This is a genomic window from Rhizorhapis sp. SPR117, from assembly GCF_021742065.1.
Genome location: NZ_JAKKIE010000040.1, coordinates 1 through 25,422 on the forward strand (window position 1 = coordinate 1; position 25,422 = coordinate 25,422).

Annotated in this window: 34 protein-coding genes; 3 read left to right on the top strand and 31 right to left on the bottom strand. The window is 59.9% G+C overall.

Going from position 1 to position 25,422, the window contains the following annotated elements; translation table 11 throughout:
* Positions 1 to 88: 88 nt before the first annotated feature.
* Positions 89 to 718, top strand: a complete 630-nt coding sequence (locus L3X40_RS14835) for a helicase-related protein (protein WP_237366280.1) — start codon at positions 89 to 91, stop codon at positions 716 to 718.
* An 11-nt stretch (positions 719 to 729) separates the two neighbouring features.
* Here the strand turns inward: L3X40_RS14835 and L3X40_RS14840 are convergent, their stop codons facing one another.
* From L3X40_RS14840 to L3X40_RS14855, 4 genes are all read right to left on the bottom strand, one after another.
* Positions 730 to 2,583 (bottom strand): type II toxin-antitoxin system HipA family toxin, encoded by a 1,854-nt coding sequence (locus tag L3X40_RS14840; RefSeq protein ID WP_237366281.1) that lies wholly within the window; start codon positions 2,581 to 2,583, stop codon positions 730 to 732.
* A 306-nt stretch (positions 2,584 to 2,889) separates the two neighbouring features.
* A complete protein-coding gene (locus L3X40_RS14845; protein WP_009820575.1) occupies positions 2,890 to 3,780 on the bottom strand; it encodes a plasmid partitioning protein RepB C-terminal domain-containing protein in 891 nt (296 codons plus the stop codon).
* 1 nt (position 3,781) lies between these two features.
* Positions 3,782 to 4,666: a plasmid partitioning protein RepB C-terminal domain-containing protein gene (locus tag L3X40_RS14850; RefSeq protein ID WP_237366282.1), complete on the bottom strand. Its 885-nt coding sequence runs from the start codon at positions 4,664 to 4,666 to the stop codon at positions 3,782 to 3,784.
* Positions 4,663 to 6,231 (bottom strand): recombinase family protein, encoded by a 1,569-nt coding sequence (locus tag L3X40_RS14855; protein WP_237366283.1) that lies wholly within the window; start codon positions 6,229 to 6,231, stop codon positions 4,663 to 4,665. Before L3X40_RS14855 ends, L3X40_RS14850 begins: the two co-directional genes overlap by 4 nt.
* 76 nt (positions 6,232 to 6,307) lie before the next feature.
* On the opposite strand from L3X40_RS14855, the gene L3X40_RS14860 reads away from it, so the two are divergent.
* A complete protein-coding gene (locus L3X40_RS14860; protein ID WP_237366284.1) occupies positions 6,308 to 6,688 on the top strand; it encodes a hypothetical protein in 381 nt (126 codons plus the stop codon).
* Positions 6,689 to 6,827: 139 nt separating this feature from the next.
* Positions 6,828 to 7,118 (top strand): helix-turn-helix transcriptional regulator, encoded by a 291-nt coding sequence (locus L3X40_RS14865; RefSeq protein WP_091738346.1) that lies wholly within the window; start codon positions 6,828 to 6,830, stop codon positions 7,116 to 7,118.
* Here L3X40_RS14865 and L3X40_RS14870 read toward each other — a convergent pair.
* The 27 genes from L3X40_RS14870 to tuf form a co-directional block, all read right to left on the bottom strand.
* A complete protein-coding gene (locus L3X40_RS14870; protein WP_237366285.1) occupies positions 7,090 to 8,346 on the bottom strand; it encodes a tyrosine-type recombinase/integrase in 1,257 nt (418 codons plus the stop codon). The two genes, L3X40_RS14865 and L3X40_RS14870, sit on opposite strands and share 29 nt — an antisense overlap.
* A 291-nt stretch (positions 8,347 to 8,637) precedes the next feature.
* Positions 8,638 to 10,209 (bottom strand): glutamine-hydrolyzing GMP synthase, encoded by a 1,572-nt coding sequence (gene guaA / locus L3X40_RS14875; RefSeq protein ID WP_237366286.1) that lies wholly within the window; start codon positions 10,207 to 10,209, stop codon positions 8,638 to 8,640.
* A gap of 98 nt (positions 10,210 to 10,307) precedes the next feature.
* Entirely contained in the window at positions 10,308 to 11,660 is a 1,353-nt protein-coding gene (gene gdhA, locus L3X40_RS14880) for an NADP-specific glutamate dehydrogenase (RefSeq protein WP_237366287.1), read from the bottom strand.
* A 144-nt stretch (positions 11,661 to 11,804) separates the two neighbouring features.
* A complete protein-coding gene (locus L3X40_RS14885; protein WP_237366288.1) occupies positions 11,805 to 12,455 on the bottom strand; it encodes an adenylate kinase in 651 nt (216 codons plus the stop codon).
* 28 nt (positions 12,456 to 12,483) lie between these two features.
* Complete coding sequence (secY, locus tag L3X40_RS14890; RefSeq protein ID WP_237366289.1) at positions 12,484 to 13,851, bottom strand: preprotein translocase subunit SecY; 1,368 nt, start codon at positions 13,849 to 13,851, stop codon at positions 12,484 to 12,486.
* 206 nt (positions 13,852 to 14,057) lie between these two features.
* Positions 14,058 to 14,537 (bottom strand): 50S ribosomal protein L15, encoded by a 480-nt coding sequence (gene rplO / locus L3X40_RS14895; protein ID WP_237366290.1) that lies wholly within the window; start codon positions 14,535 to 14,537, stop codon positions 14,058 to 14,060.
* A gap of 145 nt (positions 14,538 to 14,682) precedes the next feature.
* Complete coding sequence (rpmD, locus tag L3X40_RS14900; protein ID WP_237366291.1) at positions 14,683 to 14,859, bottom strand: 50S ribosomal protein L30; 177 nt, start codon at positions 14,857 to 14,859, stop codon at positions 14,683 to 14,685.
* A 5-nt stretch (positions 14,860 to 14,864) separates the two neighbouring features.
* Positions 14,865 to 15,599, bottom strand: coding sequence for a 30S ribosomal protein S5 (gene rpsE, locus L3X40_RS14905; RefSeq protein ID WP_237366292.1), 735 nt, complete (start codon positions 15,597 to 15,599; stop codon positions 14,865 to 14,867).
* 3 nt (positions 15,600 to 15,602) lie between these two features.
* Positions 15,603 to 15,956, bottom strand: a complete 354-nt coding sequence (gene rplR / locus L3X40_RS14910) for a 50S ribosomal protein L18 (protein ID WP_237366293.1) — start codon at positions 15,954 to 15,956, stop codon at positions 15,603 to 15,605.
* A 3-nt stretch (positions 15,957 to 15,959) separates the two neighbouring features.
* Positions 15,960 to 16,493, bottom strand: a complete 534-nt coding sequence (gene rplF, locus L3X40_RS14915; RefSeq protein ID WP_237366294.1) for a 50S ribosomal protein L6 — start codon at positions 16,491 to 16,493, stop codon at positions 15,960 to 15,962.
* A gap of 2 nt (positions 16,494 to 16,495) precedes the next feature.
* Positions 16,496 to 16,891, bottom strand: a complete 396-nt coding sequence (rpsH, locus tag L3X40_RS14920; protein WP_237366295.1) for a 30S ribosomal protein S8 — start codon at positions 16,889 to 16,891, stop codon at positions 16,496 to 16,498.
* A 10-nt stretch (positions 16,892 to 16,901) separates the two neighbouring features.
* Positions 16,902 to 17,207 carry a 30S ribosomal protein S14 gene (rpsN, locus tag L3X40_RS14925; protein WP_237366296.1) on the bottom strand — a complete coding sequence of 102 codons (306 nt, stop codon included), beginning with the start codon at positions 17,205 to 17,207 and terminating at the stop codon, positions 16,902 to 16,904.
* Positions 17,208 to 17,245: 38 nt separating this feature from the next.
* On the bottom strand, positions 17,246 to 17,821 hold the full coding sequence (gene rplE / locus L3X40_RS14930; protein ID WP_237366297.1) for a 50S ribosomal protein L5: 576 nt from the start codon (positions 17,819 to 17,821) through the stop codon (positions 17,246 to 17,248).
* On the bottom strand, positions 17,814 to 18,134 hold the full coding sequence (gene rplX / locus L3X40_RS14935) for a 50S ribosomal protein L24 (protein WP_237366298.1): 321 nt from the start codon (positions 18,132 to 18,134) through the stop codon (positions 17,814 to 17,816). Before rplX ends, rplE begins: the two co-directional genes overlap by 8 nt.
* Positions 18,134 to 18,502 (bottom strand): 50S ribosomal protein L14, encoded by a 369-nt coding sequence (gene rplN / locus L3X40_RS14940; protein WP_237366299.1) that lies wholly within the window; start codon positions 18,500 to 18,502, stop codon positions 18,134 to 18,136. The genes rplX and rplN overlap by 1 nt, the downstream gene beginning before the upstream one ends.
* A gap of 77 nt (positions 18,503 to 18,579) precedes the next feature.
* A complete protein-coding gene (gene rpsQ / locus L3X40_RS14945) occupies positions 18,580 to 18,843 on the bottom strand; it encodes a 30S ribosomal protein S17 (protein WP_237366300.1) in 264 nt (87 codons plus the stop codon).
* 10 nt (positions 18,844 to 18,853) lie between these two features.
* A complete protein-coding gene (rpmC, locus tag L3X40_RS14950; protein ID WP_237366301.1) occupies positions 18,854 to 19,060 on the bottom strand; it encodes a 50S ribosomal protein L29 in 207 nt (68 codons plus the stop codon).
* A gap of 5 nt (positions 19,061 to 19,065) precedes the next feature.
* Complete coding sequence (gene rplP, locus L3X40_RS14955; protein ID WP_237366302.1) at positions 19,066 to 19,497, bottom strand: 50S ribosomal protein L16; 432 nt, start codon at positions 19,495 to 19,497, stop codon at positions 19,066 to 19,068.
* A 60-nt stretch (positions 19,498 to 19,557) separates the two neighbouring features.
* Entirely contained in the window at positions 19,558 to 20,253 is a 696-nt protein-coding gene (gene rpsC, locus L3X40_RS14960) for a 30S ribosomal protein S3 (protein WP_237366303.1), read from the bottom strand.
* Between the two features lie 3 nt (positions 20,254 to 20,256).
* A complete protein-coding gene (gene rplV, locus L3X40_RS14965) occupies positions 20,257 to 20,640 on the bottom strand; it encodes a 50S ribosomal protein L22 (protein WP_237366304.1) in 384 nt (127 codons plus the stop codon).
* A gap of 1 nt (position 20,641) precedes the next feature.
* Positions 20,642 to 20,917, bottom strand: a complete 276-nt coding sequence (gene rpsS, locus L3X40_RS14970; protein WP_237366305.1) for a 30S ribosomal protein S19 — start codon at positions 20,915 to 20,917, stop codon at positions 20,642 to 20,644.
* 3 nt (positions 20,918 to 20,920) lie between these two features.
* Positions 20,921 to 21,757 carry a 50S ribosomal protein L2 gene (gene rplB, locus L3X40_RS14975; protein ID WP_237366306.1) on the bottom strand — a complete coding sequence of 279 codons (837 nt, stop codon included), beginning with the start codon at positions 21,755 to 21,757 and terminating at the stop codon, positions 20,921 to 20,923.
* A 14-nt stretch (positions 21,758 to 21,771) separates the two neighbouring features.
* Positions 21,772 to 22,086, bottom strand: coding sequence for a 50S ribosomal protein L23 (locus L3X40_RS14980; protein WP_237366307.1), 315 nt, complete (start codon positions 22,084 to 22,086; stop codon positions 21,772 to 21,774).
* Positions 22,079 to 22,705 carry a 50S ribosomal protein L4 gene (gene rplD / locus L3X40_RS14985; protein WP_237366308.1) on the bottom strand — a complete coding sequence of 209 codons (627 nt, stop codon included), beginning with the start codon at positions 22,703 to 22,705 and terminating at the stop codon, positions 22,079 to 22,081. Before rplD ends, L3X40_RS14980 begins: the two co-directional genes overlap by 8 nt.
* A gap of 3 nt (positions 22,706 to 22,708) precedes the next feature.
* Positions 22,709 to 23,464 carry a 50S ribosomal protein L3 gene (gene rplC / locus L3X40_RS14990; protein ID WP_237366309.1) on the bottom strand — a complete coding sequence of 252 codons (756 nt, stop codon included), beginning with the start codon at positions 23,462 to 23,464 and terminating at the stop codon, positions 22,709 to 22,711.
* 302 nt (positions 23,465 to 23,766) lie between these two features.
* On the bottom strand, positions 23,767 to 24,078 hold the full coding sequence (rpsJ, locus tag L3X40_RS14995) for a 30S ribosomal protein S10 (RefSeq protein WP_129403764.1): 312 nt from the start codon (positions 24,076 to 24,078) through the stop codon (positions 23,767 to 23,769).
* Between the two features lie 142 nt (positions 24,079 to 24,220).
* On the bottom strand, positions 24,221 to 25,411 hold the full coding sequence (tuf, locus tag L3X40_RS15000) for an elongation factor Tu (RefSeq protein ID WP_237366310.1): 1,191 nt from the start codon (positions 25,409 to 25,411) through the stop codon (positions 24,221 to 24,223).
* Between the last annotated feature and the right edge of the window lie 11 nt (positions 25,412 to 25,422).

The following is a 25,422-nucleotide window of genomic DNA, read 5'->3' on the forward strand; positions in this document are numbered from 1 at the left end:
CGCCGACGAGATCCTCGCCGCCGTCAAACGCTTCTGCCAGAAAACAATGAAGCGAACTTCGGATTCAGGTGACTAGGGTCACTTCTCGATGAAAATCCCGGGTCAACTCTCAGCGGTAATCAACAGCTTCGCCATGCGCCTGGCCGACTACAAGGACGAGGAAGGCGGAGCCGCGCGCCTCTCCAGCGTTCGCGACGCCTTTAACTCACCGTTCCGACCCTTCGCGCTGGCCACGACCTCCGTCGGACAGGAAGGCCTCGACTTTCACCCTTATTGCTATCGGCTCTATCACTGGAACTTGCCCGGAAATCCCGTCGATCTCGAGCAGCGCGAGGGGCGTGTCCACCGCTTCAAGGGTCACGCCATCCGCCTCAATCTGGCGCATCGGCAGGTCGACGTGGTGCGTGGGCGCGAGACAGATCACGATGATCCCTGGCAGATCATGTTCGACGCAGCTCGCGCCGAGACCGAGAATGACTCAGACCTCATTCCCTACTGGATTTACGAAGGTCCGGTGAAGGTCGAACGCCGCGTGCCCATGCTCCCGTTCAGCCGCGAGGTCCGACGACTCGAGTGGCTCAAGCGGAGCCTGACCGTCTATCGCCTCGCGTTCGGGCAACCGCGTCAGGAAGACCTGCTGGAGTATCTTCATAGCCTCATGGGAACCGCCATGGCGGCAGAAGATCTCGCCGACCTGCAAATCCGGCTCCAACCGTGACGTCGCGCCACTCAGTCGCGTTCAGCGGCAAGTGCGGTGCAGCGCTCCCCGACCAAGGCGATCACCTTGTCCTGCGCTGTTTTGGCGGCCTCAGCCTCGGCCGCGAAGGCAGGTAGCTGAAGCCCCTGCGCCCGGTCGGCCACACGCGCGGTCAGGTCCGCAATCGCAGTCTCGGCATCTCCGGCGGATACGCCGATTGTCCGGGCCAGCGAGAGGAAGTCCCGGCGCGTCAGACGGTCATCCTTGCCGTTGAGCTTGAGTGCCATGCGATCGCCCCCCAAACCCGGGAAGACGCGCGTGGAAACGGCATCGTAGAGCGGCGCGAACCGCACGCTCGTGAAGGCCTTGCCATCCGCCTCGACGACTTTGAGCACAGCGAGGTTTTTGAGGTGCATATCGCCATCGGCGATGAGCCAGGCGAACACGGCGCGGCGAAACAGGATATCGAGATCGCTGGCCGGATCCGTCGACAGCGGTCGCAGCCCGCGCGCCATCCGCTCGATCGTCCCGTCGTATTTGGCGGATGCGGGAAGGTCCAGAATGGAGCAAAAGTCCTCCATCACCAGACGCCGGTGATCCGCTGGTCCGTGACGAATATCGAACCGCTCGACAACCAGCGCGGGCGACATGCCATCGGGCATTTCCAGTAGCGCGGCATTGGGCACATCGAACCCGGCCGAGCGGCCAAGCTCCAGGCAAAGCCACTCGACGACCGGCAACGTCTCGAAGCCCGCCGTGCCGGCAGGCTTTAGGATATGGGTGAACGGCTGATCGATGGCCGGAACGAGAGCACCATCAGGCATCAAGCTCATCGGCGCCTTGATCTGGACGCCCGACAGGCGCGGCGTTTCCGCGCGCGCGAAAATGCGCGCCAGGTTCTGCTCGAAGGTCTCCTCGATCTCACCCCGCGCCGGACCGGCGTAGCGGCCCGTGAAGCGACCGGCGTCGATGTATCCAGCCAGTGTTGTCGTAAGAATGTCGGCAGGCAGCGCCGTCAGTTCCTCTCGACCCTCGACGATTACGATGTTCGACATATATCGCCGCCCGCGCCGAAGCGCCTCGCGTTCATCGCGTTCGTGGAGAACCTGCGCCAGCCAGCCCTCGGGCAGCAGCGATTCAATGAAGGCCGGCAGCTTGCCCGGCGTGGTCTCGCGAACGAGGGCCGGTCCCGCTCGACGCCCCGGCTTCCAGCGCCATTCGAATCCATCGTGGGTCAGCCGGCCGAGGGGTTCACCGTGCCAGGCGACGAGAAGATCGAGCGCCGCCTTGTTGACCGGCGCCCTGGCAACGCCCGGCTGTGCCAGCAGGAAGCGTTCGGCGCCTTCGCCTTCGCGATACCATTCGTTCTCACGCGCCAGCACCCAGACGGCGTCGGCCGCGGCTTGGGGCGTCCCATGTTCCTCCACCAGACGCGCTGCCATCTGCGCGCGCATGTCGGCGGTAACCGCGCTCGAATGTTCGCTGCGCAGGCGGAACGCTTCGAGAAAGCGTTGGCGCGGCGAAGACGCATCGACGCGCAACTCGCCCAGATCGTCGCCGATGACCGCAATCGCCGTTGACGGATGTTTCGGCGCTTCGTTCTGGATGATCTCGAGCGTCCGCATCCGCGTGCGCTGGTTACGGCGGCCGCTGATGAACAGCCGCCCGTCCGGCGTGGGCGCGAGCAGCGCCGCGCTCGCCGACGACAGATAGGCATTGGGATAGAGATAGTGCGCAATCCGGACCGCATGGCCGAGGATCGTCGCCTCGATGTCCCCTTGGTCATCGACGTAAACCCCGCGCACGAGCTGGATCAACTCACCGGCCTGCGCGCGCTGATGCGCGCGTTTGGCGTCAATTGTCTCACCGACCAAATGAAGAGCCATTGGATTATCTCGCATCTCAGATGCGCGTTAATCCCACCATCTGGCTCTGCGCGCAAGAATTATCGCGCATCTCAGATGCGCGATAATTCCGCAGGGTGGAGCGATTGGAGCGCGCCGACCCGGAATGATCGGCGCGCTCCAGAACAATCATGCCGCGAACGGCACGCAGCCAGCCCTATGGCGACTGGCCTAGCGGGCTCCGAGCGGGTTCGCCGCCATCCCCGCCACCGCCCTTGATCCGCCCCTCGCGGCGGCTTCTCCGACGGTCCCGGCGCTTCTGGGTCCCGGTCCCCAAAACTTGCGTTGTCAGGGCGTCGTCGATTGATCGAGCGAGGTGGCCTGCACGATGGCGCGGAAATTCTCCAGAAACTCGGGGTGCCGCCCCGCCAGAAATCCCTCGATCTCGGGCTTCGCCAGCAGGCGCTCAATAAAGCCGGAGGCGACAACCAGGACCAGCATGTCGTCACCATAGGAGACTTCAAGCTCCTTATAGTCCTCACTCACCGACGCCATCTCCCGTTCGAGACGCCCCATCTGCTCAGCCGACAACCCCGTCGCCTTCTTGAGTTCGTCAGGCTTGTGCAGATCCGACGGCTTCGAGGTGGCCAGGAGCGCCTTGGCATAGCTGACCGTATAATTGTTCGCCGACACCATCAGTTCGGCCACCTCAAGCTGGCGGATCGGCTTCATCTTGCGCAGCTTCTGGAAGGCGTGGTGCCCTACCGGCTTGTCCTTCAGCAGCTCGGCGACGTCCCCGCTGATCCCTGCGAGGAGATGGCGGCGCTGGCGGATCACCTTCACATCAACATTGAGCGCGCGTGCCAGCTTCTCCTCCGACACCCCACGATCGAGCGCGCGCACGATCATGTAGTGTTCCTGGATCGTCGCCAGCCGGTTGACCCGCTTGTTGTAGGTGAAGGACTCGTCGTCGTCGGCGACAACGCAAGGGGCCTCGGTTGCACCAAGAAACCGCAGGGCATCCAGCCGCATGTGTCCGTCGAGGAGAAGGTAGCTGCCGCCTTTCTGGCGCGCGATCGACAGCGGCTCGATCAGGCCGACTTCCGCAACAGATGCCGCGATCCGGCGATATTTGACGGACTCACGCACCCCTGCCGGCAGCGCCTTGGTAGCCAAGAGCTCACCGATCGGGAGAGCTAGGATCTTGCGCTCGAAGGCGATTTTGACCGTATCGGACATCTTATGCCTTCGTCGGTCCGATCCGCTCAGCCAGTGCGCGCGGTAAGGTGCTCAGCCCCTCCGCCCGCAGCAGCGTCACGAAATGATCGTCGGCCAGCAAGCGCCGCATGGCGTTGGCGACAAACAGCAACCGGCTGCGCGCCAAGGAGGCGCGCTTGATCAGCAGCTTCTGCCGCTCCGTTTCGCGTTGATAGGCGCGGATCAAGCTCTCCGATGTGACCGGCTTTTGGGTGCGACCAACCCGCGATCCGCGTTTGTGGAGCTGCTTGCCGCTGGTATTGCGCTGTTCGATGATCTGCCGGATCGCAAGCACCTGATTGCCCGGGATCGACTTTTCCTCATAGGCCTGCGCCAACGCCTGCTGAACCTCGCCTTCCTTGGCGCGGGCGATCTCCATGGCGATCGAATGCGGGATGACGCCGCGCTCGACCGCAGCGATCAGCTTCTCCTCGCCATTGTCGAGCAACAGGCAGATCGCACTGACATACTCGACCGAGAAATCGACTTTGGCGGCGATCTCCGGGTGCGAATAGCCCCGGGCGCTCAGCGCGCCGATGGCGTGAACCAGTTCCAATGGGCTGTGCTGGCGCCGCGCAAGGTTCTCGACCAGGCTCATGACGTAACAATCTTCCTCGGCCGCATCGATCACGATGGCCGGGATCTCGGTCTGGCCGAGCGCGATGAAGGCCTCGAGGCGACCCTGGCCGCAAACCAGGTCAAAACGCGACTTTCCGGGCCGCTGGCTGACCGTGATCGGCTTCTTCAGCCCGAGATGGGCAATGCTGTTCACCAGCTCCTGGAAGATTCGCTTGTTACGAACTCGCGGGTTGAGGATGGTGATCAGATCGACCGGCACCGAGCAGATTTCGGGGGGCGGCGCGCTCATGCGGCAACCTTCAGCGGCACGCGGCGCGTCAGATCGAAAAACGCCTCCAGCGTATCGAAGCGGTAGGCATCGAGCAGGATGCCGTTCTCCGGCGCCAGCCGCAGGTTCGGCGTGACGCCGACGTCGAGCCACGGCAGCAGGTAGTAATCGTGGATGGCGGCATTATCCTCCTGCATCCGCGCCACGATCGTGATGCTGGGCCTCAGCCCGCTGTCGAAGCGCACCTTCCAGCGTAGTCCGCCGGCGGGGCTGATGTGGCAGCGAGAGATCACCAGCGAAGCCGTGAACTCGTCGTTGATATGCAGGAGGTCGGTGATGGGGTCGCGGCGCACCGTGCCGCCTGCCGCGCCAATGTCGGCAATGACCTGCGCCACTACATCAGGATGCAGTGTCCGCAGCGTTCGATTGGTCTCGATATAGCGATAGTCCCGCGACGGGGCGTAGCCGACAAGCTGATAGGCGCGCACTAGGCTTCCGAAACGGTGTCGGAACGTCGAGCTGGATGGCATGTCCTCGACCTCGTCGATCACGAGGCCCGACAGCCAACCCTTCTCGACGAGCAAGGCGGACAGCCGACCAAGAAGTTCCTCGTCGGTGAAGCGACGACTACGCTCTTGGATAATCCGCTGGGCCGCATCGAAGAAGTCGCGCTCTACGATCGCCTCGAAAGCCCCGTCGCCCCGGACCCACATGTCGGGCGTGTTCACCACCCGCTTGGCCTTCAGCTTGAACGACGCCCGATTGTAGACGTTGTTGCCGATGTATTTTTCATTGGTCAGCACCTGGTGGACGGTTCCGCGCGTCCATGGACGACCAAGATCGGTGAGGATGCCCTCATCATTGAGGGCTGCGGCGATTTCCGTTTCGGTGCGGCGCTGGACGACGAACATCCGGTACAGACGCCGGACCACCTCGATCTCTTCAGGTGGCCCTGGTCTGAGCACGACCCGATCCGTTTGCAGGCTCTTCTGCTCTCCATGATTGAGGACCGCCTTAGGCTGGCGATGCTCATCCACAAGACAGCGGCGTAGGCCAAAGCCCGCAGCGCCGCCTTGGCGGAAACCGAGTCGGATCAGCCGACACTGGCCCGTGAAAACCTTCACCGACAGCTCACGGCTATATTCGCCTGCCATTGCGCGTTTCATGCTCTTGATGATCGTCGCGCTGAGGCTGCCATCATTCTCGAACTGTTCTGCGCAGTATTGAACGGCGATCCCCGCTTCCCGGCAGATGAACTCGTAATAGGCGCTCTCATCAGCGTCCTGGAACCGGCCCCAGCGGCTCACGTCATAGACCAGGATCGCCTTGAAATCGGTCTGCCCGCCTCGCACGTCGGCGATGAGCTGCTGAAGCGACAGCCGACCATCCAGCCGAAGGCCGCTTTTGCCCGAGTCCTCGTAGGTCTTCACGATCTCGAAGCCACGACGGGCGGCGTATTGAGCGATGATCTCGGCCTGGTTCTCTGTCGAATATTTCTGATGTTCTGTCGACATACGGACATACTGCGCAGCGCGCACAGGAGGCAGCGACGATGCTTCAGTAGTAACCGACTCCGATACTTTCATCACACCGGCTGCTTTCGTTTAGGCTCCGAGCGGACAGGTTCGACTTCCCATCATTTTTTACAGGGAGTCAGGACGAATGTCGTTCTCCGAAAAAGACCGAAAAGTTCAGTCGAAAACCGGAAATTCTTTTCCGTCGCCACAGGCCACCGAACCGCTCGCCACCGCGATCGCCGCGGCGTTGAAAGCGGAGTTCGGCAACACCCCCTCGGCCCACAAGACCGTCGCGCAGCTCACGCGCTCAAATGAGCGCGCGGTTCGGAACTGGTTCGAGGGCAAGAACAGTCCGAGCGGCGAGAACCTTGTGATTCTGATGCGCCACTCCGACCTCGTGCTGCGCACTATGCTCGGCTTGGCAGATCGGCAGGACTTGGTCGTAGCCATCGGTCTGGCCAGTCTGCGAAGACAGCTTGTCGACGCCGTCGCGGCGATCGACGGGCTGCCCCTCGCGCCTGAGTAAGGGCTACGCGACGATAAAAGCGACCCGCCGATTTGTACGCCAGAGCCGCCGGGAGCCCTACGCCGGCGTGTTCCCTCTTTTCATATTGGGTCTATCGGCTCCAATCGGTGTCAGACGCCAATCTTGTTGGAGTAGAGTTATGTCGACGAAATCTGAGGCCCTCAAAAAGCGGATGATCCGCCGCCATGAGCTTCGGCAGATCGTACCGCTGGCCGACACCACCATCTATGAGATGGAACAGCGCGGGGAATTCCCTCGTCGCTTCGCGCTCACTCCGCGCTGTGTGGTGTGGGATCTAGCCGAGGTCGAAGCGTGGCTGACCGAACGCCTGGCGACAGCCAGGCGATCGCCAATCGACCGGGCGCCGCATCCCGACGTCCGCAAGCGGAAGGCGCGTCCCGTCAAAGCGCCGGATCAGGCGCGAGCATAGGCATCGAGGACGGAATCAGGACCGGCACGCGCTTCTGCCCCGCCACCCAGGCATCGATGATGTCAGACCATTCCTGCATCATATGCCGTCGCTGATGCTCGTACTCCGCCTTGTTGTAGACGCCGCGCGAGGACCGCCCATCTTCATGGGCCAGGCACTTTTCGATCCAGTCACTGTTGAACCCCAGTTCGTTGAGCAGGGTCGATCCGGTTCGGCGCAAGTCATGTACCGTGAACGGCTCCAGCGGTAAGCCTTCCTTCTGAGCGCGCTCCACGACGGCATAGGTGACGCGGTTGAAGGTCGCCCGGGACATCGGCGCATCCGCATCATACCGAGACGGCAGAAGGTAGCGCGAGTTGCCCGCGCAGGTCTTCAACGCGATCATGATGTCGAGGCATTGCTGCGAGAGATAGACGTTATGCGCCTTGGATCGCTTCATGCGCTCCTTGGGAATCGTCCACACGGCGTTCTCGAAGTCGACCTCATCCCAGACCGCATCCTGTAGCTCGCTCTTGCGCACCATAGTCAGCAGGAAGAGGCGCATCCCGAGCCGGATCGTTGGCAGCGTCGCCACATGGTCGAGCTGCTTGAGCATCACGCGAATTTCCGTCGGCGACAGCGACCGGTCCTTCGGAACGAACGTCGCGATCGAGGCGGGGCCGACATCGTCGGCCGGATTGGCGACCTTCTCGCCGTGCAAGATCGCAAACCCGTAGATCTGCTTGAGGATGTCGCGGACATGGATCGCAGTCGCCGGAGCGCCGCGATCGACGATCTTACCGCAGTGGGCGCGCAGGTCATCCGGCGTGATTTCTGTCAGCAGCCGATTCTTCCAGACTGGCAGAAGCTCTCGTTCGAAGATCGAACGCCGCATCGCGCGGGTGCTGTCGGCCATCGGCGCCTTCACCAACCAGCGCTCACCAAACTCACCGAAGCTCTTGGCCTCCTTGATCCGGCGTTTATCGCGTTGCTTTTCCTGGGCCGGGGACCTGCCTTCAAAGACTGCACGCTTGGCGTCGATCGTCGCTTCACGGGCTCGCGCGAGCGACAAGCCGGAGGGACCGTACTTCCCGAGCGTGAGCGTCTCGCGCCGCCCATGCAGCCGGTAGTCCAGCCGAAACGTCAGCGTCCCGGAGGTTGAGACCTGAACATAAAGGCCATCACGGTCCGTGACTCTGTAGGCTTTCTCGCGTGGTTTCAGGTTCTTAAGGGCGACATCGGTGAGCATACCGACCTCCTCTACGCAAAAATACCGTCAGGCGATTTTCGGCCATTTTCGCCGAAATTATCGCTTGATTTACAATGGTTTAGTGCGGAAAAATTACCGTCACTGGCTTCAATGCCTCTGACGGTATCGCTGGATTGGGCCAAGTGCAAGTTTGCCGGATACCGTCACGCATGACGCCAGGGCCAACCGCTGCTCCGCGATTGACCTCGATAGATAACGTGAGATAATCTTTTATTTCAATGCTTTGACGGAGCATTGCCGATTGATCGCGATAGCCAAAATGGCCCCGAATCATTCCCACTCGATTGTGCCCGGCGGCTTGCTTGTATAGTCGTAGACTACCCGGTTTATGCCCTTCACTTCATTCACGATCCGCGTTGCGGTGCGGGACAGGAATCCGGCATCGAACGGATAGACATCCGCCGTCATGCCGTCTGTCGATGTTACGGCGCGCAGGGCACAGACATTGTCATAGGTGCGCCCGTCGCCCATCACGCCGACCGTCTTGACCGGTAGCAACACCGCAAAAGCCTGCCAGATCGCATCGTACAGACCAGCGTTGCGGATTTCCTCCAGATAGATGGCGTCGGCCTTGCGCAATATATCGCAGCGTTCCTTGGTCACTTCGCCCGGAATACGGATGGCGAGGCCGGGACCGGGGAAGGGATGGCGGCCGACGAAAATCTCCGGAAGTCCCAGTTCCCGTCCCAATTCACGCACTTCATCCTTGAACAATTCGCGCAGCGGTTCGACAAGCTGCATCTTCATGCGTTCGGGAAGGCCGCCGACATTATGGTGGCTCTTGATCGTAACCGATGGTCCGCCGGTAAAGCTGACGCTTTCAATCACGTCTGGATAGAGCGTGCCCTGCGCCAGAAAATCCGCACCACCGATTTTGCGCGCTTCTTCCTCGAACACGTCGATGAAAGTCTTGCCGATGAACTTGCGCTTCTTTTCGGGGTCGGTTTCGCCCTTCAGGCCGTTCATGAACAGCGTTTCCGCGTTCACATGGACGAGCGGGATATTGTAAGCGCCACGGAACAGGCTGACGACCTGATCCGCCTCGCCCTGTCGCATCAGCCCGTGATCGACGAAAACGCATGTCAGCTGCTCGCCGATCGCTTCATGAATCAGGACTGCCGCCACCGCACTGTCGACACCGCCGGACAGACCGCAGATGACTTTGCCCCCATTCGGACCAACGCCCACTTGCGCACGGATTTCGGCAATCTTTGTTTCTCGAAACTCCGCCATGGTCCAGTCACCGACAAGGCCGCAGACATGACGGGCGAAATTGGCGATCAGCTTGCCGCCATCCGGCGTATGTACAACCTCGGGATGGAACTGCATGCCATAGAATTTGCGTTCCTCGTCGGCAATGACGGCGAAAGGTGCGCCATCGGTCACCGCGACGGTCTTGAACCCCGGCGCAAAGGCGGTGACCTTGTCGCCATGGCTCATCCAAACCTGATGCCGGTCACCCTCTTTCCACAGGCCGTCGAACAAGGTGCAGCGGTCGGAAATCTCGATGAAGGCCCGCCCAAACTCGCCGCTTTCGCCGCCTTCCACCTTGCCGCCCAGTTGCAGCGTCATCACCTGCTGCCCATAGCAGATGCCCAGAATGGGTATGCCCGCTTCAAAGAAGTGCTGCGGAACGCGCGGGCTGTCCTTGTCAGTGACGGATGCGGGGCTGCCGGATAGGATGATCCCCTTGGGCTTCATCCTCTCAAACGCTTCGGCAGCCATCGTATAGGATGCGATTTCGCTATAGACGCCTGCCTCACGCACCCTGCGGGCGATGAGTTGTGTCACCTGGCTCCCGAAATCGACGATCAGGATGGATTCTTGAGCCGGGACAGTCATGGAGTCGCCTCTTCACCTAAAGGGGATCAAGGGCGCCGGTTAATGCATCTATGCGCAACTGAAAACCGGTAATTCCGAAAAAACTGTCCCTGCTCTCCTTAAACCACGCCGTAAGCCAGCATGGCGTCTGCGACTTTCTTGAAGCCCGCGATGTTCGCACCCTTCACATAGTCGACATAATCGCCGCGCCGCCCATATTCCAGGCAACGGCTATGAATGCCCTCCATGATGTCGAGCAACAATTGCTGCAGCTCAGCTTCCTTCCAGCTGATCCGCCCGCTGTTCTGACTCATTTCCAGGCCAGAGACGGCGACACCGCCGGCATTGGCGGCTTTACCCGGCGCAAAGAGGATTTTGGCGTCCTTGAACACATGCACGCCCTCCAGATTGGTCGGCATGTTCGCTCCTTCGGCCACCGCCATGCAACCATTGGCAACAAGCGTGCGTGCATCTTCGCCCAACAACTCATTTTGCGTTGCGCACGGCAATGCCACATCGCATGGCACGCCCCAGGGCGTTTTCCCTTCGTGGAACGTCGCTCCGGTAAAGGTCTCGACATATTCGGCGATCCGGCCTCGCCGTCTCGTCTTGTGCGTCTTGACCCAGTCGATTTTTTCCTGATCGATGCCATCGGGGTCATGGATGAAACCCTGGCTGTCCGACAGAGTCATCACCCTGCCGCCAAGCTGAACCACCTTTTCCGCGGCGTGCGTGGCCACATTGCCGGAACCGGAAATGACGACAGCCTTGCCGACCAGATCCTGTCCCTTTTCCTTGAGCATGTTCATGAGGAAATAGACCGCGCCATAGCCGGTCGCCTCTGTGCGGATCAGCGACCCGCCATATTCCAGCCCCTTGCCCGTCAGCACGCCGGTGAACTGATTGGTGATACGCTTGTACTGGCCGAACATATAACCGATCTCCCGCCCGCCAACGCCGATGTCGCCCGCAGGCACGTCGACGTCCGCACCGACATGGCGGTACAATTCGGTCATGAAGCTTTGGCAAAAGCGCATGACTTCATGATCGCTCTTGCCCTTCGGATTGAAATTCGCGCCGCCCTTGCCGCCGCCCATGGGCAGGCCGGTCAATGCATTCTTGAAGGTTTGTTCGAACGCCAGGAATTTTAGGACACTTTCGGTAACCGACGGGTGGAACCGGATGCCGCCCTTATAGGGTCCGATGCTGTTGTTGTTCTGCACCCGCCATCCGCGCTGGACGCGGATATTGCCCTTGTCGTCCTCCCAGCAGACGCGAAAGCTGACCACCCGGTCGGGCTCGGCGATCCGGCGCAATATTTGATAGTGGTGATATTGTTCCTTGTCCTGAATGAAGTCGAATATGTCCTCGGCGACCTCCTGCACCGCCTGAACGAATTCGCTCTGTCCCGGATTGCGGCGCTTTACACCTTCGATAAATGCCGGAAAATCAACGTGATCCGAAATCGCCATCGTGCATTCCCTCCCCTGCTGCGGCCAAATAGCCGCGGATAATCGACTCTCTCCATGAGTCGGAGCCGTTTATAACCGAAGGGTAGCAGATTTGCGGGCAGCTTGTATTGGGTAGTTCTCCGGCCTGCATGCGGCCAGCGGGGTTCAGCGACCGTCGAGAATCGCCGTGATGGCCTGCGCCACGTCATTCATATCGGCCATGCCATCGACCCGGCTGACAATACCGCGCGCCTCATAAATGGGCAGAATCGGTGCTGTCTTGGCGCGGTATTCGGCCATGCGGGTACGCACCGTTTCCTCATTATCATCGGGACGGCGCTTGAATTCCGTCCCGCCGCATTTGTCGCAAACGCCAGAGATTTTCGGCTGCTTGAAGCTGTCATGATAGCCTTCGCCGCATGTTGCGCAGGTAAAGCGCCCGGTAATGCGTTCGACCAATGCGTCCTCATCAACGGCCAATTCAATGACGTGATCGAGCGAACGACCGCGCTCGGTCAGGATGGCGTCCAGCGATTCCGCCTGCGGTGCGGTACGCGGATAGCCATCGAAAATGACGCCGGTGCCAGCACCCAGTTCATCAAGCCGATCACCGATGATGCCCGATACGATTTCATCCGAAACCAGTTCGCCCGCGTCCATGACCGCTTTTGCCTTCAGACCGACCGGCGTGCCCGCCTTGACGGCGGCGCGCAGCATGTCGCCCGTTGAAAGCTGGACCATGCCCCGGGTTTCTTCCAGACGGCTCGCCTGGGTTCCTTTTCCTGCGCCCGGCGGCCCCAGCAAAATGATATTCATGTACCTATGCTCCCCTGTGCGCTCTGATCTAGCGCAGACGCCCGCCCTTCAGCTTCGCCTTCTTGATCAAATCCCCATATTGATGGGCTAACAAGTGACTTTGAATCTGGGTCACCGTATCGACCGTGACATTGACGACAATCAACAGACTGGTCCCACCCAGATAGAACGGGATGCCCGCCCGCGCGATCAGGAATTCCGGCACCAGGCAGATGAACGCCAGATAGGCCGCCCCGATCACCGTGATGCGCGTCAACACATAGTCCAGATAGACCTCGGTATTCTTGCCCGGACGAATGCCCGGAATAAAGCCGCCATTACGTTTCAGGTTCTCGGCTGTTTCTTCCGGGTTGAACACCACGGCAGTGTAGAAAAAGCAGAAAAAGACAATGCCCAGGCCATAGAGCGCCATGTACAATGGCGATCCGTGCGCAAGCAACTGGTTCAGTTCAATGATGAAATCGCCCCAGCGGCTGTCGCCTTGCGTCGCCTGTCCGGCAAACTGCGAGACTGTCAACGGCATCAGCAACAACGACGAAGCAAAGATCGGCGGAATAACGCCGGCCGTGTTGACCTTGAGCGGCAAATGGCTGCGGTCTGCCTGCATGATGCCCTGGCGCGTCTGTCGCTTGGGATATTGGATCAATACCCGCCGCTGCGCGCGCTCCATGAAACAGATACCGGCGATGAGGCCCAGCGCTATGACAATGATACCCATGATCAGCAGACCGGAAATCGAACCTTCACGGCCACTCTGGAACAGATTGCTCAGCGTTACCGGCAATTGGGCTACAATGCCCGCCATGATGATCAGCGATATGCCATTGCCAATGCCCCGGCTGGTGATCTGCTCGCCCAGCCACATCAGGAACATGGTGCCGCCAATCAAAGAGACAACAACGGCAACGCGGAACAACATTCCGGGATCGACTACAGCCTGGAGCCCAGATTGCGCGCCGTAACCTTCCAGGCCGACAGCAATGAAATAGCCCTGAACCGCCGTCAGACCCACCGTGCCATAGCGCGTATATTGATTAAGCTTTTTGCGCCCGCTTTCGCCTTCCTTCTTGATGGCCGCGAGCGTAGGCGACAGCGAGGCCGCAAGTTGAATAACGATGGACGCGGTAATATAGGGCATGACGCCCAGCGCGATCAGGCTCATGCGTTCCAGCGATCCACCGGAAAACGTATTGAAAATGTCCAGCACACCGCCCTGAGTCTGGCTGTAAAGCTGCGCCAGCACCGTCGGGTCAATGCCCGGCAGCGGCACAAAGCTCAGGAAACGGAATACGACCAACACGCCGAGCGTGAACCAGAGACGCCTCTTGAGTTCGGTCGCCTGCGAAAATTTCGCAAAGCTGATATTGGATGCAAGCTGGTCGGCTTTCGATGCCATATGTGCCTTAAACCTCAATCATAGTCTTGCGCCGGAGGGCGTTATCCGATTCCCTTAGCGACCCCAGGGATGGAAGTCGAATGCTACCATCACTTGTCCGCGATTCATGCAAAAGCAAGATTTTCAGTCATCCCCGGAAACATAAAGGCCCCGCTCATCCATATCGGGAAGCGGGGCCGGATATGCAACTGTGCCAAGGATCGCGCCTATTCAGTCGCAGCGACTGCCTTGACGAGAATCTCAACTTTACCGCCGGCCTTCTCGACCGCTTCGACTGCTGCCTTGGACGCACCGGCAACGGCAAAGCTGACCTTTGCCTTCAATTCGCCCTTGGCGAGCAGGCGAACACCATTCTTGCCGCCGCGCACCAGACCCGCAGCCTTCAGCGCGGCTTGATCGACGGTCGCAGACGCATCAAGCTTGCCAGCATCGATCGCCTTCTGCACCATACCCAGATTGGCTTCGGCATAATCCTTGCGGAAAATATTGTTGAAACCGCGCTTTGGCAGACGCATGTGAAGTGGCATCTGGCCACCCTCGAAGCCGTTGATGCTCACGCCCGAACGCGCCTTGGCGCCCTTCTGGCCACGCCCGGCGGTCTTGCCCTTGCCCGAGCCAATGCCCCGGCCAACGCGCATCCGGCCCTTGCGGGCGCCCGCATTGTCAGTGATTTCGTTCAACTTCATATCATGCACTCGCTTTCGCTCTGTTCGCGCTACTCCCCCTCTCCTTCAGGGGAGAGGGCCGGGGAGTGGGGTCTGTAAAGAAAAAGTTCAGGCCGCCGCACTTCCCCATCCCAACCCCTCCCTTGAAGGAGAGGGGCGAGCCTATTTACTCTACGACTTCAACCATGTGATGTACGGTCCTGATCATGCCGCGAATTTCCGGCGTATCCTCATGCTCGACAACGCGATGCATCTTGTTGAGGCCAAGGCCGATCAGGACCTTGCGCTGGGATTCAGGACGGCGGATCGGCGATCCGGTCTGTTTGATCTTGATTTTCGCCATATGCCTTACTCCACCACAGCTTCAGCATCGGCCTGAGCGACCGCTTCGGAAGAGCCGCCGCGACGCAACAGGTCGGCAATCTTCTTGCCGCGACGCTGCGACACCGATTTCGGGCTGGTCTGTTCGCCAAGCGCCTCAAAGGTTGCCCGGATCATGTTATAAGGGTTGGACGTGCCGACCGATTTGGTCACAACGTCGGCAACACCCAGGCTTTCGAACACGGCGCGCATCGGGCCGCCCGCGATGATGCCCGTACCGGCCGGCGCCGAACGCAGCGTCACTTTGCCAGCACCGAAATGGCCCTTGCCATCATGGTGCAATGTGCGGCCTTCACGCAACGGAACGCGCACCATCTTCTTCTTGGCAGCAGCGGTTGCCTTCGAAATGGCTTCAGGCACTTCGCGCGCCTTGCCATGACCAAAGCCCGCCCGACCCTTGCCGTCACCAACCACGACCAGCGCAGCAAAACCAAAGCGTTTACCGCCCTTTACGGTCTTGGAAACACGGTTGATATGGACCAGCTTTTCGATCAGTTCTTCGCCCTGATTTTCATCGCGGTTGCCGCGACGATCGTCACGACGGCCACCACGACCGCCACCACGATCGTTGCCACCGCGTCCGCCACCGCCACCAGGGCCGCCACCACGACCGCGACGTGCGCGATTTTCCTGCTGCGGTGCTTCGGGAGCGGTTGTCGCTGCTGTGGCAGCTGGCGCCTCAATGTTGTTTTCTTCAGCCATAATCTAAAACTCCAATCCGCCTTCACGCGCGGCATCCGCCAGCGCCTTGACGCGTCCGTGGAAAAGAAAGCCTCCGCGATCGAACACAACCTTGGTCACGCCGGCCTTGGTTGCGGCCTGGGCAACGCGCTTGCCGACATCGGCGGCGGCAGTTGCCGTCGCACCGGCCTTGCCACGCACGTCTTTGTCCAGGGTCGACGCTGCGGCAACGGTCTTGCCCTCCGCATCGTCGATGACCTGGGCGTAGATATGTTTGCCCGAGCGGTGGATCGAAAGCCGGGGACGGGTCGCGCCACGGCTCTTGAGTGCGGTGCGAACGCGGCGACGGCGCCGTTCAAAGAGAGAGAGTTTTGCCATGGCTTACTTCTTCTTGCCTTCTTTGCGGAAGATAAACTCGCCGCGATATTTGATGCCCTTGCCCTTGTAAGGCTCCGGCTTGCGCCAGCGGCGGATTTCGGCGGCAACCTGCCCCACTTGCTGTTTGTCGTTGCCCGTGATTTCGACTGTCGTATTGTCCGGGGTCTTGATCTCGATCCCTTCCGGAATAGCAAAGTCGACATCATGGCTATAGCCAAGCTGCAGCTTCAGATTCCGGCCCTGCGAATTGGCGCGATAACCAACGCCGTTGATTTCCAAAACCTTGGTGAACCCCTCCGTCACGCCAGTAACCAGATTCTGGACCAGCGTGCGCTGCATACCCCAATAGGCACGGGCGCGCTTGGAGGCATTGGCCGGCTTGACCGAAATCGCGCCTTCCTCAACCGCATAGGTGACTTCATCGGCCAGTGGCAGAACCAGCGTGCCTTTTGGTCCCTTGACCGAAAGCAGACCGCCTTCGATGGTTGCAGTCACCCCACTGGGGATAGCAACCGGCTTTTTTCCGATGCGTGACATGATCAGAATACCTCCGCCAAAACTTCGCCGCCGACATTCTGGTCGCGCGCTTCGGCGTCGGACAGAACGCCGCGGGGCGTCGATACAATGGTAATGCCAAGGCCATTGCGGATGACCGGCAATTCCTTTGAACCGGAATAGACGCGGCGGCCGGGCTTCGACACGCGGGCGACATGCTGAATAGCAGGCTGCCCCTCGAAATATTTCAGCTCGATGCGCAGGCCCTTATGCTTGTCCAGCACTTCTTCGCTATAGCCGCGAATATAGCCCTCGCGCTGTAAAACGTCGAGGACGCGCACGCGCAGGTTGGAAGCCGGGCTGACGACGCTGTCCTTGCGCGCCTGCTGGCCGTTGCGGATGCGGGTGAGCATATCACCCAAAGGATCGGTCAATGCCATCTATCTATCCTTACCAGCTCGACTTGGTGACGCCGGGGATCATGCCCTTGTTGGCCAGATCACGGAGCAGAATGCGGCACAGCCGGAACTTGCGATAATAAGCGCGCGGACGGCCTGTGACTTCGCACCGGTTACGAACGCGGGTCGGATTGCCGTTACGCGGGATTTCCGCCAGCTTCAGACGCGCGATCAGACGCTCGGACTCATCCAGAGTCTTGTCGTCCGCAATTGCCTTCAACCTCGCATATTTGCCGGCATATTTCTTGACCAGCTTTTTGCGATGCTCATTCTTGTTGATGGAACTCAGTTTCGCCATGACTTAAGTTCTCTTCCTTCTCTCTGTCGCAGCACCGCTCACGCGGCCTGCTGTGCCTCTTCAACCGGGAACGGGAAACCGAACAGGCGCAGCAGTTCGCGGGCCTCGTCGTCCGTCTTCGCGGTGGTGGTTACGATAATGTCCATGCCACGCACCTGATCGATGCGGTCATAGTTGATTTCCGGAAAAATCAGCTGTTCCTTGATGCCGAAAGCATAATTGCCGCGACCGTCAAAGGACTTGGGATTAAGACCACGGAAATCGCGGATGCGGGGCATTGCGATGGTGACCAACCGGTCCAGAAATTCATACATGCGTTCGCGGCGCAGCGTTACCTTCGCGCCGATCGGCATGCCTTCACGCAGCTTGAACTGCGCGATGGATTTCTTCGCCTTGGTGATAACCGGCTTCTGACCGGCAATCAGTTCCATTTCCTCAGCGGCCTGGGTGACCTTTTTCTTGTCCTGGGTCGCTTCGCCCACGCCCATGTTCAGAACGATCTTATCGACCTTCGGAACTTCCATGTGGTTCTTGTACCCGAACTTTTCAGTCATCGCCTTGATGATGGTTGCATCATAAAGCGCCTTCGAACGTGGCGTATACGTATCAGCCATCGATAGTCTCCCCGGACTTCACGGCCACACGGACCTTCTTGCCGTCCTTTTCTTCAAAACGAACGCGGGTCGGCTTGCCATCCTTGGGATCGGCGATAGCGACCTTGCTGATGTGCAGCGGCGCTTCGAAGCGATCGATGCCACCTTGCGGGTTTGTCTGGCTGGCCTTGCGGTGGCGTGCGGCGATATTGACGCCTTCAACCACCAGCTTGCCATCCTTTGGCATGACCCGCACGACATTGCCCGAACGGCCCTTGTCCTTGCCGGACAGGATGACGACCTTGTCGCCTTTCTTGATCTTCGCGGCGGACATTACAGAACCTCCGGTGCCAAGCTGATGATCTTCATGTGCTTGCGGGCGCGCAGTTCGCGCACAACCGGGCCAAAGATACGTGTGCCGATCGGCTCATCGTTCTTGCCGACCAGAACGGCGGCATTGCCATCAAAGCGGATGACCGAACCGTCGGAGCGACGAACGTCCTTGGCGGTGCGAACGATGACGGCGCGGTGCACGTCGCCCTTCTTCACGCGGCCACGCGGCGCTGCTTCTTTCACCGATACGACGATGATGTCGCCGACGCCGGCAAAGCGGCGCTTTGAGCCGCCCAGCACCTTGATGCACTGGACGCGCTTGGCACCGCTGTTGTCAGCGACCTCAAGATTTGACTGCATCTGGATCATTGATCCGGTTCCTTCTCAAATGGCTTTCCGGGTAATCTTTCGATTATTGGCCCGGGAGTTCCGTTAGCTCTTGTTCGTCAGCCTGCCGCTTCGGGCGACTTGTGCGTATCCACGCGCTCTATCACCTTCCAGCTTTTCAGCTTGGAAATCGGCGCGGTTTCCTCGATCCGTACAGTCTCGCCTTCCTTGAACGCATTCTCGGCGTCATGGGCGTGATATTTCTTCGACCGGCGGATGATCTTGCCATAGAGCGCGTGCTTCACCTTGCGCTCAACTTTCACTACCACCGTCTTGTCAGTCTTGTCGGAAACAACCGTTCCCGTCAGCACGCGCTTGGGCATGGTCGTCTCCTTACTTCGCTTCAGCGGCGCTGGTGCGCTCGGTCTGAAGAGTTTTGATCTGCGCGATGGTGCGACGCACTTCACGCATGCGGCTTGGCTTTTCGAGCTGGTTCGTGGCAGCCTGAAAGCGCAAGTTGAACTGCTCGCGCTTCAACTCGCCCAGCTGCTCGCTCAGCTGATCGTCGGTTTTCACCTTGAGGTCTGCAATCTTGGCCATCGTGCTCATGCTCCCAGATGCGACGTGTCGCCGAGGCGGGCCACGACCTTGGTTTTGATTGGCAGCTTGGCGGCGGCGCGTTCGAATGCGACAGCAGCCAGCGGACCGGGAACGCCGTCCAGTTCGAACAGGATGCGGCCCGGCTTCACGCGAGCGGCCCAATATTCAACCGAACCCTTGCCCTTGCCCTGACGGACTTCGGCAGGCTTCTTTGAAACCGGAACATCCGGGAATATGCGGATCCACAAGCGGCCCTGACGGCGAATGTGACGTGTAATCGCACGGCGAGCCGCTTCGATCTGACGTGCGGTCAGACGATCAGGCTCCATCGCTTTCAGGCCATAAGAGCCGAAATTGAGCGCAGTACCGCCGGGCGCGTCGCCCTTGATCCGGCCCTTGAAGGCCTTGCGATACTTCATTTTCTTTGGTTGCAGCATGTTTTGTTACCTTCTGACACCGTTGGTTCGGCCGATCAGGCGACGCCTGGGATTTCTCCCTTATCGCGCCGGCCGGACCCCCGATGTTTGCGCTTCCATCATGAGCCGATCCTGCGCCATCGGATCGTGGCCCAGAATCTCGCCCTTGAAAATCCATACCTTGACACCGCACACGCCATAGGCGGTGTGGGCTTCGGCTTCGGCATAGTCGATGTTGCCGCGCAGCGTGTGCAGCGGAACCCGGCCTTCACGATACCATTCGACGCGTGCGATTTCCGCGCCGCCCAAACGACCGCCACACGTGATCTTGATACCTTCAGCGCCCAGACGCAGGGCCGACTGCACCGCACGCTTCATGGCGCGGCGAAAGGCGATACGACGTTCAAGCTGATCGGCAACGCCTTGTGCAACAAGCTTGGAATCGATTTCCGGCTTGCGGATTTCAACGATATTCAGCGACACATCGCTGGTCGTGAACTGACCCAGCTTGCGGCGAAGCTTTTCAATGTCCGCACCCTTCTTGCCGATGATAACGCCAGGGCGCGCGGCATAGATGGATACGCGGCACAGCTTGGCCGGACGCTCAATCACCACTTTTGAAATCGCAGCTTGCGGCAACGTCTTCATGATGAAGTTGCGGATCTTGATATCCTCAAGCAGCAGACGGCCATAATCCTGACCCTCGGCATACCAGCGGCTGTCCCAGGTCCGGTTGATCTGCAGGCGAAGCCCGATCGGATTGCTCTTGTGACCCATGACTTACGCCTCTTCTTCCTGCTTTTCGCGGACGACAATGCGGACCCGGCTGAACGGCTTCACAATGCGCGTCGACTTGCCGCGCCCACGTGCGTGGAAACGCTTCATGCTCAGGGCCTTGCCAACCGATGCTTCGGTCACGACCAGTGCGTCGACATCCAGATTGTGGTTATTTTCAGCGTTGGCGATGGCCGAAGCCAGAACCTTGCGAACGTCAACCGCCATCGCCTTTGTGGAAAAGGCAAGAATGTTCATCGCGTCTTCGACCTTGCGGCCGCGGATCAGCGACGCCACCAGATTGAGCTTTTGCGCGCTGCCACGAATAGTCGTCCCAACCGCCAGCGCTTCATTGTCGGCCACCCGACGAGGAGCTACCTGCTTACTCATTTTAGCGCCTGCCCTTCTTGTCGGCGGCGTGACCGGGGAAATAACGCGTCGGCGCGAATTCACCCAGCTTGTGACCAACCATATCTTCATTCACCGAGACGGGAACATGCTTGCGGCCATTATAGACGTTGAATGTCAGGCCAACGAATTGCGGAAGAATGGTGGAGCGACGCGACCAGGTTTTGATCGGCGCACGGCCGCCAGCTTCCTGTGCGGTTTCCGCTTTCTTCAGCAGATGCAGGTCCACGAAAGGACCTTTCCAGACGGAACGGGCCATTGCTTACCTCTTCTTCTTCGCGTGACGCGACCGGATGATCATCTTGTCGGTCGACTTGTTGTTGCGGGTACGGGCACCCTTGGTCGGCTTGCCCCATGGGGTGACAGGGTGACGACCGCCCGATGTCCGGCCTTCACCACCGCCATGCGGGTGATCGACCGGGTTCTTGGCCACGCCGCGTGTCAGCGGACGGCGACCCATCCAGCGCTTGCGGCCAGCTTTGGCCAGCGTCTGGTTGGCGTTGTCCGGATTGGATACCGCGCCGACTGTGCCCATGCATTCGCCGCGAATGTACCGCTGCTCGCCCGAGTTCAGACGCACGACGACAAGGCCGCGGTCACGACCGACCAGCTGCACATAAGTACCCGCCGAACGTGCAATCTGTCCGCCCTTGCCCGGCTTCATCTCCACATTGTGAATGATGGTGCCGACCGGGATCTGTGACAATTCCATCGCGTTGCCAGGCTTGACGTCGGTTTTCTTGCCCGCGACGACCTTGTCACCAACGGCAAGACGCTGCGGCGCGATGATATAGTTCAGCTCGCCATCTTCATATTTCAGCAATGCGATGAAGGCGGTGCGGTTCGGATCATATTCGATCCGTTCAACCGTGGCTTCCATGTCCCATTTCCGGCGCTTGAAATCGACGAAGCGATAGCGCTGCTTGTGCCCGCCCGCGATACCGCGCGACGTCACATGGCCTTTATTGTTACGGCCGCCGGTCTTGTGCTTGCCCTCGGTCAATGTCTTGACGGGCTTGCCCTTCCAGAGGCCGGACTTGTCGACCAGGACCAGACCGCGTCGGGCCGGGCTCGTCGGATTATAATGTTTGAGTGCCATTATTCTCTTCCGCCTCAGATACCGGTGGTGACGTCAATCGACTGACCTTCGGCCAGCGTCACGATCGCCTTCTTCACGTCATTGCGCTTGTAGGGCTTGCCCTTCCAGCGCTTCACCTTGCCCTTCTGGACAATGGTGTTGACGCCTGTGACGGTCACGTTGAACAACGCTTCCACAGCCGCCTTGATCTCCGGCTTGGACGCGGTGTTCGCGACCTTGAAAACCACGGCGTTATGTTCGGAAAGCAGCGTTGCCTTTTCCGTGATGTGCGGGGCGACAACCACGTCATAGTGACGGTTGTCGATGGCCTGCGCCTGTTTTTTAGCCATTGAAACGCGCCTCCAGCTTTTCGACAGCGGCGCGGGTCAGCACCAGCGTGTCATGCTTCAAAATGTCATAGACATTGGCGCCCACCGCCGGCAGCACGTTGATGCCGATCAGGTTGGACGATGCATTGGCGAAGCTGATGTTGACGGCATCGCCATCAATGAACAGCGCCTTTTTGGCGAGCCCCAGTTTTGCCAGCAGACCGGCCAGTTCACGGGTCTTGCCATCCTTGACATCCAGATTGTCGAGAATGATCAACGAACCGTCCTTGATTTTCGATGACAACGCCATCTTCAGGCCGAGCGCACGAACCTTCTTGTTCAGCGACGGATTGAAATCACGAACGCGCGGGCCATGCGCCTTGCCGCCGCCGACGAAGATAGGAGCGCGACGATCGCCGTGACGCGCCGTACCGCCGCCCTTTTGGCGACCGAACTTCTTGCCGGTACGTGCAACATCGCTGCGCTCACGTGCCCCACGAGCCGTACCACGGCGCTTTTCAAGCTGCCATGTGACGACGCGGTGCAGAATGTCGGCACGCGGCTCGACGCCGAACACAGCCTCATTCAATTCAACGTCGCCATTGGCCTTGGCATCGAGGGTCTGAACCTTGACTTTCATGGCTTAGCCCTCCTGACCTTCTGCAGCTTCCGGAGCCGCGACTTCTTCAGCCGGGGTGTTCGCGGGAGCTTCGTTGCTGTTTGCGGCCTGCTTGACGGAGCCCGGATAGGGAGCCTCAGCATGGCGGGCGACCTTGACGGCATCCTTGACGAGAAGCCAGGTGCCCTTGGACCCTGGAACGCTGCCCTTGACGAAAAGAAGGCCGCGTTCGGCATCCGTGCGGACGATTTCCAAATTCTGCTGGGTGCGCTGACGGTCACCCATATGGCCGGCCATCTTCTTGTTCTTGAACACGCGACCCGGGTCCTGACGCTGACCGGTCGAACCATGGGCACGGTGAGAGATGGAAACGCCGTGGGTGGCACGCATACCGCCGAAACCCCAACGCTTCATGGCACCGGCGAAACCCTTGCCCTGCGTATGGCCGGTAATGTCGACCAACTGCCCTGCGACGAAATGGTCAGCCGAAAGTTCAGCTCCAACGTCCAGCAGCGCATCGTCGGACACGCGGAATTCTGCCACCTGCAACTTCGGTTCCACTTCCGCCTTGGCGAAGTGACCGCGTTGCGGCTTGGCGATATTTTTTGGTTTCGCGGCACCGGCGCCGAGCTGGAGGGCCACATAGCCATCCGTTTCAGCATCCCGGCGGGCAACGACCTGACACTGTTCAAGACTCAGGACAGTAACCGGCACATGGCGGCCATCGTCCTGGAACAGGCGGGTCATCCCCATTTTCTTCGCGATCACGCCAGTACGCATGATCCATTCTCCCAACAGAGGCCCACCGGAATTGGTGGGCGTATCCAACGAAAAAACCGCTCAGGATTACTCCCTTGCGGCCAACCCAATATCTCATCACCCCGTCCGGGCTGGATGCTTCCACTGATGTGAAAGCGACGGGGGACCAGGACCACAGCAAAGCTGAGCGGTATCCCTATAATGAGGAACCGAAGGTTCCGAATTCGCAGCCCCAGCGAAGACTGGGGCCTCGAGCCTCAAGCACCCGCTGGGCGGCCTGAGACCCCCGCCTCCGCGGGGGTGCGCTCGCTTACCCCTTCGGGTTAAGCGAGCTTGATTTCGACGTTCACGCCGGCAGCGAGATCCAGCTTCATCAGCGCGTCGACCGTTTGCGGCGTCGGCTGCACAATGTCAAGCATTCGCTTGTAGGTGCGGACTTCAAACTGCTCCCGCGACTTTTTATCGACGTGCGGGCCGCGGTTCACGGTAAATTTCTCAATGCGCGTCGGCAGCGGAATGGGGCCGCGAATAAGGGCGCCGGTGCGGCGAGCCGTATCGGCAATATCGCCAGTAGCCTGATCAAGCACGCGGTGATCAAAAGCCTTCAGGCGAATCCGTATATTCTGCGTTTCCATGTCCATTACCGATGCGAAAGAGCCAAAAAACAAACCGCCCCATGCCGTCCTCTAGAATTTACATTCCTGCGAGGATCTGTTCGCGGGGCGGCAAAAAATCAGACCGCCCGAATCGTCCGATTCGGGCGGTCCGCTGCCTATATTACTTGGAGATCGAGCTGACAACCCCCGCGCCGACCGTACGGCCACCTTCGCGGATAGCGAAGCGCAGACCCGGGTCCATGGCGATCGGAGCGATCAGCTTGACAGCCAGCTTAACATTGTCGCCAGGCATGACCATTTCGGTGCCCTCAGGCAGCACGACTTCGCCGGTCACGTCCGTAGTGCGGAAATAGAACTGTGGACGGTAGTTGGCGAAGAACGGCGTGTGACGGCCACCTTCATCCTTCGACAGAACATAGATCTCCGCTTCGAAATCGGTGTGCGGCGTGATCGAGCCGGGCTTGCAAAGCACCTGGCCGCGCTCAACTTCCTCACGACCAACGCCACGGATCAGCGCGCCGATATTGTCACCGGCCTGACCCTGATCGAGCAGCTTGCGGAACATCTCAACGCCGGTAACGACGGTCTTCTTGGTGGGTTTGATGCCGACGATCTCGACTTCTTCACCAACCTTGACGATACCGGTTTCGACGCGGCCGGTCACAACCGTACCACGGCCGGAGATCGAGAACACGTCTTCGATCGGCATCAGGAAAGGCTTGTCGACCGGGCGGTCAGGCTGCGGGATATAGCTGTCAACAGCGTCCATCAGCGCCTGAATCGAGCTTTTGCCGATTTCGTCGTTGCGTCCTTCGAGAGCGGCCAGGGCCGAACCCTTGACGATCGGAATATCGTCGCCGGGGAAGTCGTAGCTGGAAAGCAGTTCGCGAACTTCGAGTTCGACCAGCTCAAGCAGTTCCTCGTCGTCGACCTGATCGACTTTGTTCATGTAGACAACCAGAGCGGGAACGCCGACCTGCTTGGCGAGCAGGATGTGCTCGCGGGTCTGCGGCATGGGGCCGTCAGCAGCGTTCACCACCAGGATCGCGCCGTCCATCTGTGCCGCGCCGGTGATCATGTTCTTCACATAGTCGGCGTGGCCGGGACAGTCGACGTGCGCATAGTGACGGGCGGCCGTTTCATATTCGACGTGCGCCGTCGAAATGGTGATGCCGCGCTCGCGCTCTTCGGGCGCCTTGTCGATGTTTGCGTAATCGGTGAACGTCGCACCGCCGGTTTCCGCCAGAATCTTCGTGATCGCTGCGGTCAACGTGGTCTTGCCATGATCGACGTGGCCGATGGTGCCGATGTTGCAGTGCGGCTTGGTCCGCTCAAATTTAGCCTTAGCCATTATATCCTACC

Excerpts from the sequence above, each read along its gene's own strand:
- L3X40_RS14835 (WP_237366280.1), top strand. The coding sequence starts at position 89 with ATGAAAATCCCGGGTCAACTCTCAGCGGTAATCAACAGCTTCGCCATG.
- L3X40_RS14840 (WP_237366281.1), bottom strand. The coding sequence starts at position 2,583 with ATGGCTCTTCATTTGGTCGGTGAGACAATTGACGCCAAACGCGCGCAT.
- L3X40_RS14845 (WP_009820575.1), bottom strand. The coding sequence starts at position 3,780 with ATGTCCGATACGGTCAAAATCGCCTTCGAGCGCAAGATCCTAGCTCTC.
- L3X40_RS14850 (WP_237366282.1), bottom strand. The coding sequence starts at position 4,666 with ATGAGCGCGCCGCCCCCCGAAATCTGCTCGGTGCCGGTCGATCTGATC.
- L3X40_RS14855 (WP_237366283.1), bottom strand. The coding sequence starts at position 6,231 with ATGAAAGTATCGGAGTCGGTTACTACTGAAGCATCGTCGCTGCCTCCT.
- L3X40_RS14860 (WP_237366284.1), top strand. The coding sequence starts at position 6,308 with ATGTCGTTCTCCGAAAAAGACCGAAAAGTTCAGTCGAAAACCGGAAAT.
- L3X40_RS14865 (WP_091738346.1), top strand. The coding sequence starts at position 6,828 with ATGTCGACGAAATCTGAGGCCCTCAAAAAGCGGATGATCCGCCGCCAT.
- L3X40_RS14870 (WP_237366285.1), bottom strand. The coding sequence starts at position 8,346 with ATGCTCACCGATGTCGCCCTTAAGAACCTGAAACCACGCGAGAAAGCC.
- guaA (WP_237366286.1), bottom strand. The coding sequence starts at position 10,209 with ATGACTGTCCCGGCTCAAGAATCCATCCTGATCGTCGATTTCGGGAGC.
- gdhA (WP_237366287.1), bottom strand. The coding sequence starts at position 11,660 with ATGGCGATTTCGGATCACGTTGATTTTCCGGCATTTATCGAAGGTGTA.
- L3X40_RS14885 (WP_237366288.1), bottom strand. The coding sequence starts at position 12,455 with ATGAATATCATTTTGCTGGGGCCGCCGGGCGCAGGAAAAGGAACCCAG.
- secY (WP_237366289.1), bottom strand. The coding sequence starts at position 13,851 with ATGGCATCGAAAGCCGACCAGCTTGCATCCAATATCAGCTTTGCGAAA.
- rplO (WP_237366290.1), bottom strand. The coding sequence starts at position 14,537 with ATGAAGTTGAACGAAATCACTGACAATGCGGGCGCCCGCAAGGGCCGG.
- rpmD (WP_237366291.1), bottom strand. The coding sequence starts at position 14,859 with ATGGCGAAAATCAAGATCAAACAGACCGGATCGCCGATCCGCCGTCCT.
- rpsE (WP_237366292.1), bottom strand. The coding sequence starts at position 15,599 with ATGGCTGAAGAAAACAACATTGAGGCGCCAGCTGCCACAGCAGCGACA.
- rplR (WP_237366293.1), bottom strand. The coding sequence starts at position 15,956 with ATGGCAAAACTCTCTCTCTTTGAACGGCGCCGTCGCCGCGTTCGCACC.
- rplF (WP_237366294.1), bottom strand. The coding sequence starts at position 16,493 with ATGTCACGCATCGGAAAAAAGCCGGTTGCTATCCCCAGTGGGGTGACT.
- rpsH (WP_237366295.1), bottom strand. The coding sequence starts at position 16,891 with ATGGCATTGACCGATCCTTTGGGTGATATGCTCACCCGCATCCGCAAC.
- rpsN (WP_237366296.1), bottom strand. The coding sequence starts at position 17,207 with ATGGCGAAACTGAGTTCCATCAACAAGAATGAGCATCGCAAAAAGCTG.
- rplE (WP_237366297.1), bottom strand. The coding sequence starts at position 17,821 with ATGGCTGATACGTATACGCCACGTTCGAAGGCGCTTTATGATGCAACC.
- rplX (WP_237366298.1), bottom strand. The coding sequence starts at position 18,134 with ATGTCCGCCGCGAAGATCAAGAAAGGCGACAAGGTCGTCATCCTGTCC.
- rplN (WP_237366299.1), bottom strand. The coding sequence starts at position 18,502 with ATGATCCAGATGCAGTCAAATCTTGAGGTCGCTGACAACAGCGGTGCC.
- rpsQ (WP_237366300.1), bottom strand. The coding sequence starts at position 18,843 with ATGCCCAAGCGCGTGCTGACGGGAACGGTTGTTTCCGACAAGACTGAC.
- rpmC (WP_237366301.1), bottom strand. The coding sequence starts at position 19,060 with ATGGCCAAGATTGCAGACCTCAAGGTGAAAACCGACGATCAGCTGAGC.
- rplP (WP_237366302.1), bottom strand. The coding sequence starts at position 19,497 with ATGCTGCAACCAAAGAAAATGAAGTATCGCAAGGCCTTCAAGGGCCGG.
- rpsC (WP_237366303.1), bottom strand. The coding sequence starts at position 20,253 with ATGGGTCACAAGAGCAATCCGATCGGGCTTCGCCTGCAGATCAACCGG.
- rplV (WP_237366304.1), bottom strand. The coding sequence starts at position 20,640 with ATGAGTAAGCAGGTAGCTCCTCGTCGGGTGGCCGACAATGAAGCGCTG.
- rpsS (WP_237366305.1), bottom strand. The coding sequence starts at position 20,917 with ATGGCCCGTTCCGTCTGGAAAGGTCCTTTCGTGGACCTGCATCTGCTG.
- rplB (WP_237366306.1), bottom strand. The coding sequence starts at position 21,757 with ATGGCACTCAAACATTATAATCCGACGAGCCCGGCCCGACGCGGTCTG.
- L3X40_RS14980 (WP_237366307.1), bottom strand. The coding sequence starts at position 22,086 with ATGGCTAAAAAACAGGCGCAGGCCATCGACAACCGTCACTATGACGTG.
- rplD (WP_237366308.1), bottom strand. The coding sequence starts at position 22,705 with ATGAAAGTCAAGGTTCAGACCCTCGATGCCAAGGCCAATGGCGACGTT.
- rplC (WP_237366309.1), bottom strand. The coding sequence starts at position 23,464 with ATGCGTACTGGCGTGATCGCGAAGAAAATGGGGATGACCCGCCTGTTC.
- rpsJ (WP_129403764.1), bottom strand. The coding sequence starts at position 24,078 with ATGGAAACGCAGAATATACGGATTCGCCTGAAGGCTTTTGATCACCGC.
- tuf (WP_237366310.1), bottom strand. The coding sequence starts at position 25,411 with ATGGCTAAGGCTAAATTTGAGCGGACCAAGCCGCACTGCAACATCGGC.